19 protein-coding genes are annotated in these 17,648 nt (G+C 68.1%); 14 read left to right on the top strand and 5 right to left on the bottom strand.

The genetic code is table 11. From position 1 onward, the window contains the following. Positions 1 to 49 precede the first annotated feature (49 nt). From ACFYTQ_RS19470 to ACFYTQ_RS19460, 3 genes are all read left to right on the top strand, one after another. A complete protein-coding gene (locus tag ACFYTQ_RS19470; protein ID WP_387362584.1) occupies positions 50 to 1,267 on the top strand; it encodes an NADP-dependent isocitrate dehydrogenase in 1,218 nt (405 codons plus the stop codon). Between the two features lie 432 nt (positions 1,268 to 1,699). Beyond that, positions 1,700 to 2,914: an MFS transporter gene (locus ACFYTQ_RS19465; protein ID WP_387363077.1), complete on the top strand. Its 1,215-nt coding sequence runs from the start codon at positions 1,700 to 1,702 to the stop codon at positions 2,912 to 2,914. Between the two features lie 56 nt (positions 2,915 to 2,970). Continuing rightward, the gene (locus tag ACFYTQ_RS19460) at positions 2,971 to 3,612 is read left to right on the top strand and encodes a TetR/AcrR family transcriptional regulator (protein WP_387362582.1); all 642 of its coding nucleotides are present in this window, start codon (positions 2,971 to 2,973) and stop codon (positions 3,610 to 3,612) included. Between the two features lie 3 nt (positions 3,613 to 3,615). Here the strand turns inward: ACFYTQ_RS19460 and ACFYTQ_RS19455 are convergent, their stop codons facing one another. After that, positions 3,616 to 4,047: a hypothetical protein gene (locus ACFYTQ_RS19455; protein ID WP_387362580.1), complete on the bottom strand. Its 432-nt coding sequence runs from the start codon at positions 4,045 to 4,047 to the stop codon at positions 3,616 to 3,618. Positions 4,048 to 4,263: 216 nt separating this feature from the next. Here ACFYTQ_RS19455 and ACFYTQ_RS19450 point away from each other — a divergent pair, with 216 nt between their 5' ends. The 5 genes from ACFYTQ_RS19450 to ACFYTQ_RS19430 are packed head-to-tail and all read left to right on the top strand — an operon-like array spanning position 4,264 to position 8,922. Continuing rightward, positions 4,264 to 5,469 (top strand): lipid-transfer protein, encoded by a 1,206-nt coding sequence (locus ACFYTQ_RS19450; RefSeq protein ID WP_387362578.1) that lies wholly within the window; start codon positions 4,264 to 4,266, stop codon positions 5,467 to 5,469. 13 nt (positions 5,470 to 5,482) lie between these two features. Continuing rightward, positions 5,483 to 5,917 carry an SRPBCC family protein gene (locus ACFYTQ_RS19445; RefSeq protein ID WP_387362576.1) on the top strand — a complete coding sequence of 145 codons (435 nt, stop codon included), beginning with the start codon at positions 5,483 to 5,485 and terminating at the stop codon, positions 5,915 to 5,917. Beyond that, positions 5,914 to 6,786, top strand: a complete 873-nt coding sequence (locus ACFYTQ_RS19440) for a MaoC/PaaZ C-terminal domain-containing protein (protein ID WP_387362574.1) — start codon at positions 5,914 to 5,916, stop codon at positions 6,784 to 6,786. Before ACFYTQ_RS19445 ends, ACFYTQ_RS19440 begins: the two co-directional genes overlap by 4 nt. 12 nt (positions 6,787 to 6,798) lie before the next feature. Further along, positions 6,799 to 7,668 (top strand): SDR family oxidoreductase, encoded by an 870-nt coding sequence (locus ACFYTQ_RS19435; RefSeq protein WP_387362572.1) that lies wholly within the window; start codon positions 6,799 to 6,801, stop codon positions 7,666 to 7,668. Positions 7,669 to 7,680: 12 nt separating this feature from the next. Further along, positions 7,681 to 8,922 carry an acyl-CoA dehydrogenase family protein gene (locus tag ACFYTQ_RS19430; protein WP_387362570.1) on the top strand — a complete coding sequence of 414 codons (1,242 nt, stop codon included), beginning with the start codon at positions 7,681 to 7,683 and terminating at the stop codon, positions 8,920 to 8,922. 80 nt (positions 8,923 to 9,002) lie between these two features. Here the strand turns inward: ACFYTQ_RS19430 and ACFYTQ_RS19425 are convergent, their stop codons facing one another. After that, on the bottom strand, positions 9,003 to 9,845 hold the full coding sequence (locus ACFYTQ_RS19425) for an alpha/beta fold hydrolase (RefSeq protein WP_387362568.1): 843 nt from the start codon (positions 9,843 to 9,845) through the stop codon (positions 9,003 to 9,005). Between the two features lie 69 nt (positions 9,846 to 9,914). On the opposite strand from ACFYTQ_RS19425, the gene ACFYTQ_RS19420 reads away from it, so the two are divergent. The 3 genes from ACFYTQ_RS19420 to ACFYTQ_RS19410 are packed head-to-tail and all read left to right on the top strand — an operon-like array spanning position 9,915 to position 11,669. Beyond that, a complete protein-coding gene (locus tag ACFYTQ_RS19420) occupies positions 9,915 to 10,703 on the top strand; it encodes an exodeoxyribonuclease III (protein WP_387362567.1) in 789 nt (262 codons plus the stop codon). After that, positions 10,700 to 11,164, top strand: coding sequence for a ribonuclease domain-containing protein (locus ACFYTQ_RS19415; RefSeq protein ID WP_387362565.1), 465 nt, complete (start codon positions 10,700 to 10,702; stop codon positions 11,162 to 11,164). The genes ACFYTQ_RS19420 and ACFYTQ_RS19415 overlap by 4 nt, the downstream gene beginning before the upstream one ends. Positions 11,165 to 11,195: 31 nt before the next feature. After that, a complete protein-coding gene (locus tag ACFYTQ_RS19410) occupies positions 11,196 to 11,669 on the top strand; it encodes a barstar family protein (RefSeq protein ID WP_387362563.1) in 474 nt (157 codons plus the stop codon). 10 nt (positions 11,670 to 11,679) lie between these two features. Here the strand turns inward: ACFYTQ_RS19410 and ACFYTQ_RS19405 are convergent, their stop codons facing one another. Then, a complete protein-coding gene (locus tag ACFYTQ_RS19405) occupies positions 11,680 to 12,312 on the bottom strand; it encodes a TetR/AcrR family transcriptional regulator (protein ID WP_387362561.1) in 633 nt (210 codons plus the stop codon). An 89-nt stretch (positions 12,313 to 12,401) separates the two neighbouring features. On the opposite strand from ACFYTQ_RS19405, the gene ACFYTQ_RS19400 reads away from it, so the two are divergent. The 3 genes from ACFYTQ_RS19400 (at position 12,402) to yhjD (ending at position 15,568) form a co-directional block, all read left to right on the top strand. After that, entirely contained in the window at positions 12,402 to 13,346 is a 945-nt protein-coding gene (locus ACFYTQ_RS19400) for an oxygenase MpaB family protein (RefSeq protein WP_387362559.1), read from the top strand. 23 nt (positions 13,347 to 13,369) lie between these two features. Continuing rightward, the gene (gene trpS, locus ACFYTQ_RS19395) at positions 13,370 to 14,395 is read left to right on the top strand and encodes a tryptophan--tRNA ligase (RefSeq protein WP_387362557.1); all 1,026 of its coding nucleotides are present in this window, start codon (positions 13,370 to 13,372) and stop codon (positions 14,393 to 14,395) included. A gap of 129 nt (positions 14,396 to 14,524) precedes the next feature. Further along, positions 14,525 to 15,568, top strand: coding sequence for an inner membrane protein YhjD (gene yhjD / locus ACFYTQ_RS19390; RefSeq protein ID WP_387362555.1), 1,044 nt, complete (start codon positions 14,525 to 14,527; stop codon positions 15,566 to 15,568). On the opposite strand, the gene ACFYTQ_RS19385 is transcribed toward yhjD, so the two are convergent. After that, a complete protein-coding gene (locus ACFYTQ_RS19385; RefSeq protein WP_387362553.1) occupies positions 15,534 to 16,250 on the bottom strand; it encodes an ESX secretion-associated protein EspG in 717 nt (238 codons plus the stop codon). The genes yhjD and ACFYTQ_RS19385 overlap by 35 nt on opposite strands. Then, complete coding sequence (locus tag ACFYTQ_RS19380; RefSeq protein WP_387362552.1) at positions 16,247 to 17,647, bottom strand: hypothetical protein; 1,401 nt, start codon at positions 17,645 to 17,647, stop codon at positions 16,247 to 16,249. The genes ACFYTQ_RS19385 and ACFYTQ_RS19380 overlap by 4 nt, the downstream gene beginning before the upstream one ends. Position 17,648: the final 1 nt, after the last annotated feature.

The following is a 17,648-nucleotide window of genomic DNA, read 5'->3' as shown; positions in this document are numbered from 1 at the left end:
TCACCTGGCCGTGCAATGGGAGCACCTTCCTAGGAGGACACGAAGATCCATGTCCAAGATCAAGGTTGAAGGGACCGTCGTCGAACTCGACGGTGACGAGATGACCCGGATCATCTGGCAGTTCATCAAGGACAAGCTGATCCACCCGTACCTCGATGTGAACCTCGAGTACTACGACCTGGGCATCGAATATCGGGACAAGACCGACGACCAGGTGACCGTCGACGCGGCCAACGCCATCAAGAAGCACGGCGTGGGCGTCAAATGCGCCACGATCACCCCCGACGAGGCCCGCGTCAAGGAATTCGGTCTCAAGAAGATGTGGCGCTCGCCGAACGGCACGATCCGCAACATCCTCGGCGGCACGATCTTCCGCGCGCCGATCATCATCTCCAATGTTCCGCGGCTGGTGCCGGGCTGGACCAAGCCGATCATCATCGGCCGTCACGCCTTCGGCGACCAGTACCGGGCCACGGACTTCAAGGTGCATCAGGCGGGCACCGTCACCCTCACCTTCACCCCCGAGGACGGCAGCGAGCCGATCGTCCACGAGGTCGTGAAGATCCCCGAGGACGGCGGCGTGGTGATGGGCATGTACAACTTCAAGAAGTCCATCGAGGATTTCGCGCGCGCGTCGCTGAACTACGGCCTGCAGCAGAACTACCCGGTCTACATGTCCACCAAGAACACGATCCTGAAGGCCTACGACGGCATGTTCAAGGACACGTTCCAGGAGATCTACGAGACCGAGTTCAAGAACGAGTTCGACGCGGCCGGGCTGACCTACGAGCACCGGCTCATCGACGACATGGTCGCCTCCGCGCTGAAGTGGGAGGGCGGCTACGTCTGGGCGTGCAAGAATTACGACGGCGACGTGCAGTCCGACACCGTGGCGCAGGGCTTCGGCTCGCTGGGCCTGATGACCTCGGTGCTGCTCACCCCGGACGGCCGGACCTGCGAGGCCGAGGCCGCGCACGGCACGGTGACCCGGCACTTCCGCCAGCACCAGCAGGGCAAGCCCACCTCCACCAACCCGATCGCCTCGATCTTCGCGTGGACGCGTGGCCTGGCCCACCGCGGCAAGCTGGACAACACCCCCGAGGTCATCGGCTTCGCGCAGACCCTCGAGGACGTCGTCATCAAGACCGTCGAGGACGGCCAGATGACCAAGGACCTGGCGCTGCTGGTCGGCGGCGATCAGGGCTATCTGACCACCGAGGAGTTCCTCGGTGTGCTCGACGCCAACCTGGCGCGCGAACAGCGCTGAGTCGGTGATCCGCCTCGCGCCTGGGCTGTGGCGCGAGGTGGGGCGAACATCCGGGCACCCGCCCCCGCCGATCGGTCGGTGGCCGCGGGTGCCCGTATCGTGTCGTGGGCCGTCCGGTTGCCGAGGTCTGCCGGTTGCGTCCGGATTGCCCTCGGCGTGATCTCCGTGACAGCTCGCGGCTTTCGGACCCGGGTACGGCGACTTCCTTCCGATCGAAAACACTTGTCCGCCAAGGTCGTTGATCATTTCCGCCGGAAACCGGGCGCGACCACCGGAGGCCGGTGAGTGGAATCACGGTTGTTCCGGCTTTAAAGCCCGGGAAGTGCTGTGTTGACCTGGGGCGTGACCTCATCGACCCGATCAGCCTCCGCGGCCGTCCACCAGCACGGTCCCTCCGGCACGCCCGGGCGCGGCACCTGGCACATCCCCGCCATGCTCGCGTTGGCGCTCGGTGGTTTCGGTATCGGCACCACCGAATTCGTCACCATGGGTTTGCTGCCCGATATCGCGCACGCCATGCGCGTGTCCGAGCCGAGTGCCGGACACGCCGTCTCGGCCTACGCCCTGGGGGTGGTGGTCGGCGCCCCGGTCATCGCGGCGCTGTGCGCCCGGGTGCCGCGCAAGCGCCTGTTGATCGCGTTGATGGCCGCCTTCGCGCTCGGCAACGCCGCCTCGGTCGTCGCGCCGACGTTCGACACGTTGCTGGTCGCGCGCTTCGTCTCCGGCCTGCCGCACGGCGCCTACTTCGGCGTCGCCTCGCTCGCCGCCGCGACCCTGGCCCCGGTGGGGCAGCGCGCGAAAGCCGTTGCGGCCGTGATGCTCGGCCTCAGCGCCGCCAATGTGGTGGGCGTGCCCGCCGCCACCTGGCTGGGCCAGCACCTGGGCTGGCGCGACGCGTATGTGGTGGTCGCGCTGATCGGGGTGGCCACGGTGCTCGCCATCGCGCGGTATGTGCCGGAGTTGACCGGCGTGCGGGTCACCGATCCGCGCACCGAACTCGGCGCGCTGCGCCGCCCGCAGGTGGTGCTGACGCTGCTGGTCGGGGCGATCGGCTTCGGCGGCATGTTCGCGGTCTACACCTACATCACCACCACGCTCACCGATGTGGCGCACCTGCCGCTGGGATTCGTGCCGCTGGTGCTGGCGCTGTTCGGCCTCGGCATGGTCGCGGGCAATATCGTCGGCGGCGTGCTGGCCGACCGCGGCGTGGACCTCGCGATCTACGCCGCCATGATCTCCATGGTGGTCGTGCTCGCGGGTTTCGTTGCCGCGGCGCACAATCCGTACACCGCGGCGATCGGGGCCTTCCTGGTCGGCGCGACCGGAGCCGCGCTGGCCCCCGGTTTGCAGACCCGGTTGATGGACGTGGCCCACGACGCGCAGACCCTCGCCGCCGCGCTGAACCACGCCGCCCTCAACATGGCCAACGCGGCGGGCGCGTGGCTGGGCGGAGTCGTCATCGCGGCCGGATTCGGTTACACCGCACCGGCTCTCGTGGGCGCGGGCCTGGGCATCGCGGGCGTGCTGCTGTTCACCGTCACCGTGTCGCTGGCCCGTCGGCGGCACCCCTATCCGGAACTGGATCAGGAGGCCGAACGCCTGATGGTCGAGGCCGCCGAGGCGGTCGTCGTGCCCCGACGGCGGTGACCGGGGCGGCCGCCGGAGTTCCGTTCAGATCTGAACGTAAGCGTACAATCCCGGAAATGACCAGGTCCGCCTCCCGGCCCCAGCGCCGCACGCAGGAGCAGCGCAGCAGTGAGATGCGGGTGCGGCTGCTGGACGCCACCATCGACTGTCTCGTCGAATACGGTTACGCCGGAACGACAACGCCGCGGGTGGCCGAGCGGGCGGGCGTGACGCGCGGGGCGCAGGTGCACCACTTCGGCTCGAAGAACGATCTCGTCGTCGCGGCCATCAGTCATCTCGCGCAGCGACGGACCGAGGCGGCCATCCAGGAACTCGGCCGGGTCAATGCGGGTGACGATCCGCTCGGCGCCGCACTGGATTTCCTGTGGGAGCTGCATCAGGGGCCGCTGTTCATCGCCGCCATGGAACTGTGGGTGGCCGGTCGCGCGGATCCGGTGCTGGCCGCCGCGCTCGAGAAGGTCGAACCCTTCGTCAACAACGCCGTGCTGATGGCGGTCTCCCAATTGGTCCCGGATGACGTGCGGCGCAAGGAGGTTCGCGACTTCGCCTACACGGCGATGGACACGCTGCGCGGAATCCTGGTGTCCAACTTCGTGTCTCCCGATCCCGAACGGGCGCTACGCCGCTGGCACCGCGCCTCGGCGCACCTCCGTCGCGCCGCGGCCGCGGCCCTGCCGGGGCTCGACGGATCGCGCTAGGACCTACAGTCCGTGCGCCTCGGCCACCTGATCGAGGAACGTCCACAGGTCTGCCAGCTGATAACTGTCCGGCGCCTCGTTCCCGCCCTGGAACGGGTACGGCTTGGCGGCGTACACCTGCCCGGCGGCCAAGGGGCCCAGCCGATCACAGATCTCCGAGACGTGATCGGGGCGTAGCACGAAGTCGGCGAAGCGCGGTTCGGTGAGCACCTGATCCGCGAACTCCCACACGCTGACGAACGGTCCGTAGCCCGTCGCCCCCGCCCGATACGGGTACAGGATGGCGTAATCGCCGGTGTCGAGGTTCGCCAGGAAGGCATGACCCAGGCTGGAATAGCCGACGACGGAGTCGAAATGGGCGAAGTGGCGAGCCCAGCTGGGGATGGCCTCGGCGGTCGGAACGGGCTCTATCAGCCGGAAGCAATCGGAGGTCACCGCCCCATCCAACCAGCCCCTCGCGGGGGTAATCCAATACACCGTACAACGCTGGATGTATGTGCGGGACCAGCTAATTGACGGCGATTCTGTCAGTGGGCCTGGATCGGCTCTTGCAGTGTTACATACAGCTCTGTATGTTTGTTTCCGTCCGGTCCGCAGCGGACCGTCCGCGCCGTCGCCGTCATCCGGCCGCGGCCCGAGGTGAGGAGTTCGATGGCGAACAAGGTCTACGTCGTCGGCGTCGGCATGACGAAGTTCGAGAAGCCGGGGCGGCGCAAGAACGAGAACGGCAGCGACTGGGACTACCCGGACATGGCCCGCGAGTCCGGCACGAAAGCCCTTGCGGACGCGGGCATTTCGTACGATCGGGTGCAGCAGGCCTACGTCGGCTACGTCTACGGCGAGTCCACCTCCGGCCAGCGCGCGGTCTACGAGCTGGGCATGACCGGCATCCCGGTGGTCAATGTCAACAACAACTGTTCCACCGGTTCGACCGCGCTCTACCTTGCGGCGCAAGCGATTCGGGGCGGCCTGGCCGACTGCACGCTCGCCCTGGGGTTCGAGAAGATGCAGCCGGGCTCGCTGGGCGCGACCTACGACGATCGCGAGCAGCCCATGGCCAAGCACATGATGGCCCTGGCCGAGATCTCCGAGGTGCTCTTCCCGCCCGCGCCCTGGATGTTCGGCGCGGCCGGGCGCGAGCACATGAAGACCTACGGCACCACCGCCGAGCACTTCGCCAAGATCGGCCTGAAGAACCACCGGCATTCCGTGCACAACCCGTACGCGCAGTTCCAGGACGAGTACACCCTCGCCGAGATCCTGGACTCGCGGATGATCTACGACCCGCTCACCAAGCTGCAATGCTCGCCGACCTCCGACGGATCCGGCGCGGTGATCCTGGCCTCGGAGTCCTTCGTCGACGAGCACGATCTGGCCGGGCAGGCGGTGGAGATCGTCGGGCAGGCCATGACCACCGACTACGCCTCCACCTTCGACGGAACCGCCAAGAATCTCGTCGGCTACGACATGAATGTGCAAGCGGCACGGCGGGTTTACGAGCAGTCGGGCCTGGGCGCGGAAGACTTCCAGGTGATCGAGCTGCACGACTGCTTCTCCGCCAACGAACTGCTGCTCTACGAGGCGCTGGGCCTGTGCGCCGAGGGCGAGGCGGGCAAGCTCGTCGACGACGGGGCGACCACCTACGGCGGCCGGTGGGTGGTGAATCCGTCCGGCGGGCTCATCTCCAAGGGCCACCCGCTGGGCGCGACCGGTCTGGCGCAGTGCTCGGAGCTGACCTGGCAGCTGCGCGGGCAGGCCGACAAGCGTCAGGTCGAGAACGTGACCGCGGCGTTGCAGCACAACATCGGACTGGGCGGCGCGGCGATCGTCACGGCGTACCAGCGCGCGGACCGCTGAGAGAGGAAATCGCATGGGCCACATCGAGTACACCAAGAAGATGTCCGCCGACCCGCAGGCGCTGTGGGCGGTCGTGGGCAACCCGAACACCTGGGGCGACTGGTTCTCCATCCACGAACGCTGGATGGAGGAACCGCCCGCCACCCTGGCGCCGGGCACCAAGCTGATCGCCAAGGTCGTCATGCTGGGCATGGCCAACAAGTTCGAATGGAACGTCGCGGCGGTGCAGGCGCCGACCACGCTCACCCTCACCGCCGCCGGAATGGCCGGGGTGAAGGTCGAATTCACCTTCGACATCAGCCCCGCGGGCGAGGGCAGCGAACTGTCCATCCGCGGCGATTTCGAGGGCGCGCTGATCAAGGGCGCGCTGGGCAAGGCGGTGGAGAAGGACGGGCTGAAGCAACTGGAGAAGTCGCTGGACGCCCTCGACGCGCTGGCCACGGCATGAGCGGAACCGCCACGCGCGCGGTCGATTTCGACGATTCCGGACTGGGCAACTGGAGCGACGAGGAGACCTTCGAGGTCACCGCGGAGCGCATCGCCGACTACGCCGCCGCCACCAACGATCCGATCGAGGCGCACCGGAGCGGGACGATCGCCTCGCCCGTGTTCGCGATCGTGCCGGTGTTCGACGCCATGATGGTGCCCGTCATCGACGTGGCACCGATGGACATCTTCGGCCGGGTCCTGCACGGGGAGCAGGACTTCCACTTCCACCGTCCGATCCGGCCCGGCGATGTGCTCACCGCGCGGGCCCGCGCGATAGGTTTCACCGGCCGGGAGAACGGCAGCTCGATCACCATCCACGTCGAAACCCGCGACCAGGCCGGGGAATTGGTCAACGAGCAGTTCCTGACCGCGTTCTTCCGCAATATCGACGCGGGCCGGACCGTCGGCGAGGCCGCGCCGGAACACAAGTTCCCGGACGCCCTGCGGGGTACCGATCCGGCGGCCGTGGTGCCCGCGCACATCGACGACGATCAGACCTACCGCTACTCCCCGGCCGCCGGGGATCCGGTCCCGCTGCATCTGGACGAGCAGGTCGCCCGCGACGCCGGACTGCCCGGAATCATCGCGCACGGGCTGTGCACCATGGCGTTCGCGTCGTGGGCGGTGCTGACCGCGGTCGGTGGCTCGGACACCCGTCGGCTGCGGCGCTTCGCGGTGCGCTTCGCCAAGATGGTCTTCCCCGGCGACGACCTGGAGACCCGCATCTGGCCGGTGCGCGCCGAAAACGGCGTCACCACATACGCATTCGAGACCGTGCGGGGTGCGGACGTCGTGCTGACCGACGGCCTCGCCGAACTCGCGGACTGACAGGAGACGAACATGGGCGCACTGGACGGCAAGGTCGCCGTCATCACCGGCGCGGGCCGCGGAATCGGGCGCGAGCACGCGCTGCTGTTCGCGCGGGAGGGCGCGGCGGTCGTGGTCAACGATCTGGGCGGCGACAACACCGGCGCGGGACACGACACCGGCCCGGCGCAGCAGGTGGTGGAGGAGATCGTCGCCGCGGGCGGGCGCGCGGTCGCCAACACCGCCAGCGTGGCGCAGTGGGACGGCGCGAAAAGCCTGGTGGACCAGGCGATCTCGGAATTCGGCCGACTCGATGTGGTGATCAACAACGCGGGCATCCTGCGCGACGGCTTCATCGCCGGGCTCGAGGAAGCGCAGTGGGACGCGGTCATCGCGGTGCATCTGAAGGGGCACTTCAATGTGCTGCGGCACGCGGCGGCGTACTGGAAGGCCGAGGCCAAATCCGGCAATCGGCCCAACGCGGCCGTGGTGAACACGGCCTCGGCCTCGGGCACCACGGTGCCCAACGCGGGACAGGCGAACTACGGCGCGGCCAAGGCGGCCATCGCGGCGCTGACGCTGGTGGCCGCCGACGAATTGGAACGCTACGGTGTGCGGGTCAACGCCATCGCCCCGATTGCCCGCACCCGGCTCACGCTGGCCACGCCCGGCATGGGCGCCATCTTCGCGGCCGAGATCCCCGAGGGCGAGTTCGATCCGTTCAGCCCGGCCAACATCTCACCGCTGGTGGCGTATCTGGCCTCCGACAAATGCCCGCTGACCGGCAAGGTGTTCGCGGTGCAGGGCGGCGCGATCTCCGAGCTGGGCGGCTGGCACGACGTGAAGACGATCGAGACCGAGGGGCCCTGGGCGATCGAGGACATCGCGGCTCGGCTGCCGTAGAAGGAGAACACCATGTTCGAGTGGTCCGAGACCGACGAGATGATCCGCACCGCGGTGCGCGCGTTCATCGACAAGGAGGTGCGGCCGAATCTCGACGCGCTGGAGAGCGGCGAGATGCTGCCGTATCCGGTGATCCGGAAGCTGTTCGCGCAGTTCGGGATCGACGCGATGGCCGCCGAGGCCGTGGGGAAGATGCTGGCGAAGCAGCGGGCGCGGGAGGCGGGGGAGGACGCGGCCGAGCGGACGGAGTCGGCCGGATCCCCGTTCAGCGGCCAGGATTCGATGATGGCCGTGCTGATCGGCGAATTGTCCGGCGTCTGTTTGGGTTTGGTGTCGGCCATGGGGGTCAGCATCGGTCTCGGGGCCACCACGATCATGGCGCGGGGGACGCTCGCGCAGAAGGAGCGCTGGCTCGCCGATCTGGTGACGATGAGGAAGGTCGCGTCGTGGGCGATCACCGAACCCGATTCCGGCAGTGACGCGTTCGGCGGGATGAAGACCTACGTCAAGCGGGACGGGGAGGACTACATCCTCAACGGGCAGAAGACGTTCATCACCAACGGCCCCTACGCCGACACCGTCATCGTGTACGCGAAACTCGACGAGGGGGAGGGCGACAAGCGCAACCGCAAGGTGCTGACCTTCGTGCTCGACAAGGGCATGGAGGGTTTCACCCAGGGCAGGCCGTTCCGGAAGATGGGTCTGCACGCCTCGCCGACCGGTGAGCTGTTCTTCGACAACGTCCGCCTCGGCCGCGACCGCCTGCTCGGCGAGACCGAGGAGCACAAGGGCGGCGACGGCCGCGACAGCGCCCGCTCCAGCTTCACCGCCGAACGGCTCGGCGTCGCGTTCATGGCCCTGGGCATCATCAACGAATGCCACCGGCTCTGTGTCGATTACGCGCGCAACCGAACCCTGTGGGGCCAGGAGATCGGCCGCTTCCAGCTGGTCCAGCTCAAGCTCGCCAAGATGGAAGTCGCCCGGATCAACGTCCAGAACATGGTCTTCAACGCCATCGAACGCTCCCGCGCGGGCAAGCCCCCCACCCTCGCCGAAGCCTCCGCCATGAAGCTCTACTCCTCCGAGGCCGCCACCGACGTGGCCATGGAGGCCGTCCAACTCTTCGGCGGCAACGGCTACATGACCGAATACCGAGTCGAACAACTCGCCCGAGACGCCAAGTCCCTCATGATCTACGCGGGTAGCAATGAGATCCAGGTGACCCACGTGGCCAAGGGGCTGCTGGGGCTCTGAACCTCTCTGTCCCCCGGCGCGCTTTTCGCCGGGGGACCGGCGGATCGGAGGCCGAGGGGGTCTTCCGATCCGCCGGTCATTCATACCGCTCGCAGATGCGTGCGGCTGGCATAGACGTGTTCGGCGATGAGGGTGGCGATGCGGTCGGGGGCCTCGAGCATGGGGACGTGGCCGACGCCGTGGATCAGGATGCGGTCCGCGGATTCGGGGAGGTCGCGCAGGAAGCGTTCGGCGAAGGGACGATTGGGGATGACCCGGTCGTATTCGCACATGAGCAGTCGCACCGGCGTGCTCAGCGTGGGCAGGTATTCGAGGGCCTCCGAGCGCAGGCCGCTGAGCAGGACCGGCAGCATGGCCCGGCAGTTGATCGCGGACAGGATGGTGGCCTCGAGGGCGCGCCGCGGGACCGCGCTCGCGCTCTTGGTCAGCAGCAGCGACGCGAATCGGCGCGCGGGCGCGCTGACCCGCAGGGCCGGGCTCATCCGCTTGCCGATCTCCACCACCGGCACCAGGCTCAGGAACTTCAGCCCCACCCGGATCTGCAACAGCGACGGGCTGTTCCAACCACCCGCGGGCGCGATGGCCGTGAGCGTGCGCGCCCGGCCCCGGCGCGCCAGCTCGAACCCCACCCACGCGCCCAGTGAATTGCCCGCGATATGGCAAGTGCGCCAACCCATTTCGTCGAGTTGATCCTCGATCTGATCGGCGAGGGCGTTGATGTCGAGGTACCAGCCGTTCAACTCCGGCCCGCCCCAGTGCCCCCGGAAGGCCGGAGCGAACACCTCGCAAGTCCCGGACAATCGGAACGCGACCTGTTCCCAGCAGTGCGGCGACAACATGAAGCCGTGCAACAGGAGTAGCGGATCGCCGGAGCCCGTGTGCAGGGCTTTCGTCGGCATGGGCGGGGCGGTGCGGGACGTCATCGTCCTCACCCCTTCCTGGACCTCGATGTCCACCGGGAGTGTGTCTGAGCAGCATTGTACGGTCGTGGCGTGTCCAAAATCATCAGTACGATCAACGTGAACGGGATTCGTGCCGCGACGGGCAAGACGGGTAGGGGGATGCTCGAGTGGCTCGCCACCACCGAGGCGGACATCATCTGCCTGCAGGAGACCAGAGCAACCGACGAGCAGACGCGCGCCGCGCTGGCGACCGCGCTGCGCGACGGCTGGTATCTGGCGCACGCCGAACCCGGCTCGAAAGGCCGCGCGGGCGTGGGCATCCTGTCGCGCCGCGAACCACGTTCCGTGCGTATCGGTTTCGGTAGCCCCGAATTCGACGGCGCGGCGCGCTATATCGAGGCCGAATTCGACGACGTCACCGTCGCCAGCGTCTACGTCCACACCGGCGAGGCGGATACGCCGATGCAGGACGAGAAGTACCGCTTCCTCGGCGAGCTCGGCGCGCACCTGCGGTCCCGCACGGGCGATTTCGTCATCTGCGGCGACTGGAACGTCGCCCACACCGAACTCGACATCAAGAACTGGAAGGGCAACCTGAAGAACTCGGGTTTCCTGCCGGGCGAGCGCGCCTGGCTGGACGAGCTGTTCGCCGCCGGCTACGTCGACGTCGTGCGCACCCTGCACCCGGGCGTACCCGGCCCGTACAGCTGGTGGTCCTACCGCGGCCGCGCCTACGACAACGACGCGGGCTGGCGCATCGACTACCACCTGGCGCGCGGTGAGATCGCGGGCCGCGCCAAGCAGGCCGTGGTGGAGCGGGCCGCCGAGTACGCGCTGCGCTGGTCGGATCACGCGCCCGTGACGGTGCAGTACCGATGAACCTGTCCGGCAAGCGTTTTCGAAGTCTGCTCGCGCTGGGCGGGGTGGTGGTCGTGGTGCTGCTCGGGCTGTTGACCGCGCACGAGACCACGACGCATTCCACCTCGTCGCCCACCACGAGCGCCAAGGCCGTGGCGACGCCGGGTAAGGCGGCCGCCGCCCCGACGAGCCGGGCGCCGGGCGTCCCCGATCGCGCGTACCAGACCTTGGTCGAGATCGACGCGGGCCGTTGGCCGGATTCGGCCGACGCGCCCGGGACCAAGGGCGGGGATCAGTGGCTCAATCGCGATGGGACGCTGCCGAAGTCGGATGCGGCGGGCAGGTCGATCGGCTATCGCGAATGGGACGTCAATCCCAAGGTGCGCGGCCAGACCCGCGACGCCGAGCGCATCGTGACCGGCAGCGACGGTTCGGCGTATTACACCGGTGATCATTACCGGACGTTCACCAAAATGCGCTGAGCTGTCGGAACCCATGCGAACAGGAGGCCAGATGAGTTCCCCGATGACGCTGACGCAGTTCCTCACCGGCGCGGCGACCGAATCCGCCACGCCCGCACCGGTTCTCGGGGCGGTTCCCGCCGCCGACCGGGACTTCAGCGGCGTGCGGTACCAGGCGCCGGACGGTTACGTGGTCCGGGAGCTGCGCGGCCAGAAGATGGGCAGCCTCGCCGAGCTCTACGACGAGTTCGCCGCCGCCTTCCAATTCCCCTACTACTTCGGCCAGAACAAGGACGCGTTCGACGAATGCCTGCGCGACCTCGACGACTTCGTCGGTCGCGCAACGGGTTACGTCGTGGTGGTCCGCAACGCCGCCCAACTCCTCGTGCACGAACCCGCCCAGCGGGATTGGTTCACCGAGGCCATGCGCGACGCCGCCGCCTACTGGTCCGCTCGCGACACGCTCTACCGCGTGGTGCTCCAGGCCGAACCGGGCACCTTGGGAGCGGCCGCGCTCACCTTGTGAGGCACTCCGGCTAACCCGATCGCCGCGCCAGATCCTCGCCGAGCAGGACGAACACGTCGGTGGTGTGGGCGATGAGTTCGTCGCGGGTGAGGGGGAGATCGCCGTGCAGCCAGCCCGCGAGGACCTGGACGAGACCCCCGACGAGGTAGGTGGCGCGGAAGGCGATCGCCGGGTCGGGGCGGTCCGATCCGATGGCGAGGAAGTCGACGCCCTGGGCCGCAACGAGATTCGCGAAGGCGCGGATGGTCGCCAGGGTGCGCGAGCGCAGTTCGGGGGTGGCGGCGCTGAGGATGAGGGCGACGCGGGCCTTGCGCGGGTCGTCGGTGAGGACCTCGATGCCCGCGCGGACCGCGGCCTCGGACATGCCCCGCGTGTCGGTGGGCGCGGTGCGCAGGGCGTCGACGATGGCCGCGGCCAGTTCCTCGGCCATGCCGTCGAGCAGGGCGATCAGCACGGCGTCGCGGCTGTCGAACTGCTCGTAGTAGTACCGCTCGTTCAGTCCGGCCCGCGCGCACAGCCCGGCGACCGTCAGCTTGTCCAGGCCCTGGCCCCCGATGATCTCCAGCGCGGCCTCGAGCAGCGCGGCCCGGCGCTGGGCGCGGCGCTCCTCGGCCGAGACACCACCGTAGGTTCGCGCGGTCATCCGTCCGATTGTATGGGCCCGGCACGGCCGCCCCTCAATTTGGTGGAAGGTCTTGCCAGATTCGGGAATCTGGTAGACGCTATTGCCAGATGTCCGGCACAGGAGGCGACATGTCCGGTTACTTCTCCGACGACTCGATGATCCGGCGGGTCATGCGCAAGCGGGCGGTCGGCCTCACCTACGGCCAGCGCGCGCTGGTGATCGGGGCCGTGCATCCGCTGCTCTACGTGGGCACGGCCGAGCACACCGAACACCGCACCACCCCGTACACCCGGCTCGCGCTGACCGGTCGTCTGTTCGAGGCGGTGTCGCTGGGCAGCACGGAGGAGGCCGACCGGGCGCTGGCCTTCACCGACAAGAAGCACGCGCGGGTGCGGGGCGGCCTGCCCGAGGACGCCGGGCCGTATCCGGCGGGTACGCGCTATTCCGCACACGACCCGCACCTGATGTTCCTGACCATGGCGTTCACCTTCGACTCGGCGGAGGTCATGCACGACGTGCTGGTCCGCAGGCTCACCGCCGCCGAGCGCGAGGGCCTCTACCAGGACTACGTCCGCTGGGGTGAGCTGTTCGGCATGCCGCGCGACGCGGCCCCCGGCAGCTACCCGGAGTTCCGGCGCTTCTTCGACGAGTACCTCACCTCCGACCAGCCGTATCTCACCGACGAGGCCCGGCTGGTCGGCTCCTACCTGGCCGGGAAGCGCGTCGCGTATCCGCTGCCGATGCCGCTGAATCGGGTGGTGACCGGCGTGCATCTGCTCGTCCAGGGCAGTCTGCCGCCCCGCATCCGGGAGCTGTACGGGATTCGGTGGGGTGCGCGCGAGCAGCTGTCCTACCGTTCGCTGGCCCGGGCCGTGCGGACCGCGCATCTCGCCCCGCCGCTGGCTCCCCGGGCGCTGCGCGACAAGCTCTACGGGCCCAGCGCGCCCCTGTACCGGCTGCTCGGCGATCGGGAGAAGCGCCTGGTCGCGTCGGGTCGGCCGAGTATGCCCGGGGTCGATCCGCGCAACCACGCCCAGCGCCATGCCGGGTGAGGCGGACATGCGAAGATCGGAGCATGTCGAGTCCTGCTACATCCGGTGAGCGCAAGCAGCGGGTCCTGTCCGGGATCCAGCCGACGAGTGATTCCTTCCACCTCGGCAATTACCTTGGCGCGCTGCAATATTGGGTGACGTTGCAGGACGACTACGACGCCCTCTACTTCATTCCGGACATGCACGCCATCACGGTGCCGCAGGACCCCAAGCAGTTGCGTCGGCGCACCGAGCGGGCCGCGGCGCAGCTGCTGGCGCTCGGCATCGACCCCAAGCGCTCGACGCTGTTCGTGCAGAGCCAGGTGCCCGAGCACGCCGAGCTGACCTGGGTGCTCCAGTGCATCACCGGCTTCGGCGAGGCAAGCCGGATGACGCAGTTCAAGGACAAGTCGGCCAAGCAGGGTTCGGACAACGCGACCGTCGGCCTGTTCACCTATCCGGTGCTGATGGCCGCCGACATCCTGCTCTACCGCCCGCAGCTGGTGCCGGTGGGCGAGGATCAGCGCCAACATCTCGAGCTGACCCGAAATCTGGCGCAGCGCTTCAACACTCGGTTCAAGAAGACCTTCGTGGTCCCCGAGGCGCACATCGTCTCCGGCACCGCCAAGATCTACGACCTGCAGGATCCGACCTCGAAGATGAGCAAGTCGGCCGCCACCGACGCGGGCCTGCTGAATCTGCTCGACGATCCGAAGGTCTCGGCGAAGAAGATCCGGTCCGCGGTCACCGACACCGAACGCGAGATCCGCTACGACCCGGAGACCAAGCCCGGGGTGAGCAATCTGCTGGTGATCCTGTCCGCGCTCACCGACACCCCGATCGTCACCCTGGAAAACGATTACGCCGGAAAGGGATACGGCGACCTGAAGAACGACGTCGCCGACGCCCTCGTCGATTTCGTCACTCCCTTGCAGGCGAAGGTTCAGCAATACCTCGACGACCAGGGCGAACTCGATCGCATTCTGGCCGACGGCGCCGACCGCGCCCGCGAAATCGCCGGTAGGACCCTCGCGCAGGTGTACGACCGCGTCGGTTTCCTCACCCGCTGAGCGTTTTCCGGCCCGCCCGCCCGGGTATCGGGAAGGTGACCGACGCGCTGGGCAAATCTGTCGCTGTCGGCCGCGCAAAGGTGCGACAGTACATGCACGATCGCTGCCGAGTGGGTTCCGGGAGGACGGGTGTTCGACAAGGTCAGGGGGCGGATCGAACGCGAGGTGCAAGCGCGCCCGTGGTTGGACCATCTGGTCCGCGCGGGCGGCCGGTATCAGCGGCAGCGCGGCGACTACTACGCGGCAGGCGTCACGTATTTCACTGTGCTGTCATTGTTTCCGCTGCTCATGGTGGGTTTCGCGGTGGCCGGGTTCGTGTTGTCGCACGATCCGGATCTGTTGCACGAGGTGCAGGACAAGATCGTTCAGAACATTCCCGGCTCGCTCGGCGGGCAGCTGAACGATCTGATCGATCAGGCCATCGACTCCCGCACCAGCGTCGGGGTGATCGGTCTGGTCGGCGCTTTCTACGGCGGGCTGGGCTGGATGGCCAATCTCCGCGCCGCGCTCACCGAACAGTGGGAACAGCAAGCGCAGGACGGCAATTGGGCCACCTCGAAGCTCTCCGATCTGCTCGCACTGGTCGGGCTCGGGTTGGCGATGGTGGTGTCGCTGGGTCTGTCCGCCCTCGCCGGTAGCGATCTGGGACGGAGTCTGCTGAAGGCGATCCACCTGGACCACGCGCCGGGGGTCGGGGTGCTGCTGCGCGTCGTCTCGCTGCTGTTGGCGGTGTGCGCGTCGTGGGCGGTGTTCGTGTGGGTGATCGCCCGGCTACCGCGACAACCGGTCACCATCGTGAGCGCGATCAAGGCCGCGCTGATCGCCGCCATCGCCTTCGAGATCTGGAAGCAGATCGCCAGCTTCTATCTGCACAAGGTGCTCTCGAGCCCGGCGGGGGTGGCGTTCGGTCCGATCATCGGCCTGATGGTGTTCGCGTACATCACCGCGCGGATCATCCTGTTCGCCACGGCGTGGGCGGCGACCGCGCGGGAGAACGAGGCGGAGTTGGATGTCGCCCCGCCCCCGCCCGCGGTGATCGAGCCGCGCATGAACGCCGGATGGTCGGCCGGGGTGGGGGCGGTGTTGTTCGGGGCCGGGGCGGTCGCGGCCGGGGTGGTCGCCGGGGTGTGGGGTGTGCTCAGTCGGCGTGGACGGGTTGGGTCAGGCGGGTGAGTTCCCGCTGGAGTCGTTCCGCGGACCAGGGTTCGACGTGCAGATCGTTGTGCTGCTGGTAGTAGACGTAGCGTCCGTCGCCCTCGACGTCGAACCAGCTGAGGTACTGCGGGGGATGGGGTCGCGCGGTGTGCAGGCCCTGCTGGATCTCGAGATGACCCGATCCGGTGCGCGGGGCGGTCAGCAGTCTGCGCATCCGGCTGGTCACGGTTTCCCTTGTGCCCGTCCATGATTCGAGATCGGTGCGGATGCAATCCAGGCTCTCCACGAGCGCCGTCTGCCGACCCGCCTCGACCTTCCCCAGGACCGCGACGAACACCTTCGGCACGATGGCCGGGGAGCCGACCTCGACGACGACATTGCCGCCGACTTCCGTTGTGGGACCGGGTCTTTGGACGAGCGTCACGCCCACGGTCGTATCGATGGCCCCGAACGCGCGCACGGGCCGCTTCCGGGTGCCCGTAACGGTCAGCGTGACAGCGGGATTCGCCGCCACGCGCAGCACCGCCGACAGATCGGCGTCACCCCCGAGCGGCAACCGCTCCCGCAACTCCCGCGCGAGCCGCTCGGCCTCGCTCTGCCATGCCGTCGACGAGTACAGACTCAACGGGAACGGATACCGATCCTTCCCCGTCTCCTGCCACAGATGCATGAACTCATCGGGAGTGAACTCCCACCTCACCGCCCCGAACCCTCACCCTCGTCCGGTCTGGTCTGCGCGGCGGGGATATCCGCTCCGATGGCTTGGGGGACCGTTCGTTGCCTGGGCCCGAACAGTTCCTCCTCGCGATCCCTGATCAGGTAGTCGGGGGTCTTGTGCTCGGCTTCGTCGTCGTCCTTACGGCCGTGCGCGCCGGGCATACCCATGCCCGGCATACCGGATGTGCCAGCGGCGCCCGCCCGTCCGGCGGCAGCGGCGGCCGGGTTTCCGGCACCGGGCATTCCCGGCACGCTCCTGCCGGGGGCGTTGGCGGTGCTTCCGCCGCCCGTTCCGCCTTGACCGCCGCCGGATGTCCCCGGGCGCAGGCCGGAACCGCCGCCTCCTCGACCACTCACGCTCGAGCCGGGAGAGTCGACTCCGGCGGGTCGGGTATCGGCTTCCGACGAGGTGCCGCCACCAGTGCCCGAAGTTCCTTGCGTCCCAGACGAATTCGATCCGTCGGTCGAAGCCGGCGAGACGCTGGCCGGATCGGTGCGCTGACCACCGTCGGTGGAGTTGGGATCCTGTGTGCCGTTCCCGGACTGCTCACCGGTTCCGCCACCGGTTTCGCCGGTTCCGCCGCTGGTTCCCCCTGTCCCGCCGTTCGTCCCGCCGGTGCCGCCACCGGTGCCGGGCCAGGAGTTGCCGCCGCCGGTTCCGGGGTTGACCTCGCCGGGGGAGTCGACGGGGACGAAGGTCGGAACCTTCTGTCCGGCAGGGCGATAGGTGGGATCGTAGTTCAATTTCATCGCGGCAATGGCCAGCTGCCGAGCCTCCCCGGCGGATCGAACCCCGCCGACCGCCTGTTCGGGCACCTCCGCGCCCAGCCCGAGCAGCGCAGCGGCGAAATTCGTCGTACTCGTCGGCTTCTCCGGCACGGGCGGCGGCACGTTGTTCTTGACCGCCTCGGCGCCATAGCCCGCGGCATGAATGCGGGCGCCGACGGCTTGCATGACCTCTTGAACCTCGGTCCCTTGCTGAACGAAGGTCCGGGCCGCATCACTCGCCGTGTCTGCGAGCGTGCCCTTCAATTTCTCCGAAAGCGTCTTCTGAATGGAGATGTTCAGACCGAAGAGCGCGCCTCCGACGGCAGCGGAGATCTCGAGCCATTTCTGGGCGGCCGCGTGCATCGCATCCGGTTGCATCGACCTCTGCACGGTATTGAAGATCTCTTCGTGACTCATTCTCTCCCAGTGCTCGAGGTCCACGATGTAGTCGGGATCGGTACTCGTATGACGAAGACCTCGCTGTACCGACTCGGCACCTTGCTGGCTTTTCGTAGCCCGGTCGTGGCTCTGACCCGCGTCCGTACCCGTCTGGGTGATAGCGCCTGCGGTGGCCGCGGTGGGGTTGATCGGCGAACCGTCACCATTGGCCATG

This window comes from Nocardia sp. NPDC004068 (genome assembly GCF_042874315.1).
GTDB lineage: Bacteria > Actinomycetota > Actinomycetes > Mycobacteriales > Mycobacteriaceae > Nocardia.
Note: the sequence above shows the minus strand (reverse complement) of the source record. Positions and strands in the feature narration are given on the sequence as shown.

Coding starts and splice junctions, on each gene's coding strand:
- ACFYTQ_RS19470 (WP_387362584.1), top strand. CDS start 50: ATGTCCAAGATCAAGGTTGAAGGGACCGTCGTCGAACTCGACGGTGAC.
- ACFYTQ_RS19465 (WP_387363077.1), top strand. CDS start 1,700: ATGCTCGCGTTGGCGCTCGGTGGTTTCGGTATCGGCACCACCGAATTC.
- ACFYTQ_RS19460 (WP_387362582.1), top strand. CDS start 2,971: ATGACCAGGTCCGCCTCCCGGCCCCAGCGCCGCACGCAGGAGCAGCGC.
- ACFYTQ_RS19450 (WP_387362578.1), top strand. CDS start 4,264: ATGGCGAACAAGGTCTACGTCGTCGGCGTCGGCATGACGAAGTTCGAG.
- ACFYTQ_RS19445 (WP_387362576.1), top strand. CDS start 5,483: ATGGGCCACATCGAGTACACCAAGAAGATGTCCGCCGACCCGCAGGCG.
- ACFYTQ_RS19440 (WP_387362574.1), top strand. CDS start 5,914: ATGAGCGGAACCGCCACGCGCGCGGTCGATTTCGACGATTCCGGACTG.
- ACFYTQ_RS19435 (WP_387362572.1), top strand. CDS start 6,799: ATGGGCGCACTGGACGGCAAGGTCGCCGTCATCACCGGCGCGGGCCGC.
- ACFYTQ_RS19430 (WP_387362570.1), top strand. CDS start 7,681: ATGTTCGAGTGGTCCGAGACCGACGAGATGATCCGCACCGCGGTGCGC.
- ACFYTQ_RS19425 (WP_387362568.1), bottom strand. CDS start 9,845: ATGACGTCCCGCACCGCCCCGCCCATGCCGACGAAAGCCCTGCACACG.
- ACFYTQ_RS19415 (WP_387362565.1), top strand. CDS start 10,700: ATGAACCTGTCCGGCAAGCGTTTTCGAAGTCTGCTCGCGCTGGGCGGG.
- ACFYTQ_RS19410 (WP_387362563.1), top strand. CDS start 11,196: ATGAGTTCCCCGATGACGCTGACGCAGTTCCTCACCGGCGCGGCGACC.
- ACFYTQ_RS19405 (WP_387362561.1), bottom strand. CDS start 12,312: ATGACCGCGCGAACCTACGGTGGTGTCTCGGCCGAGGAGCGCCGCGCC.
- ACFYTQ_RS19400 (WP_387362559.1), top strand. CDS start 12,402: ATGTCCGGCACAGGAGGCGACATGTCCGGTTACTTCTCCGACGACTCG.
- trpS (WP_387362557.1), top strand. CDS start 13,370: ATGTCGAGTCCTGCTACATCCGGTGAGCGCAAGCAGCGGGTCCTGTCC.
- ACFYTQ_RS19380 (WP_387362552.1), bottom strand. CDS start 17,647: ATGGCCAATGGTGACGGTTCGCCGATCAACCCCACCGCGGCCACCGCA.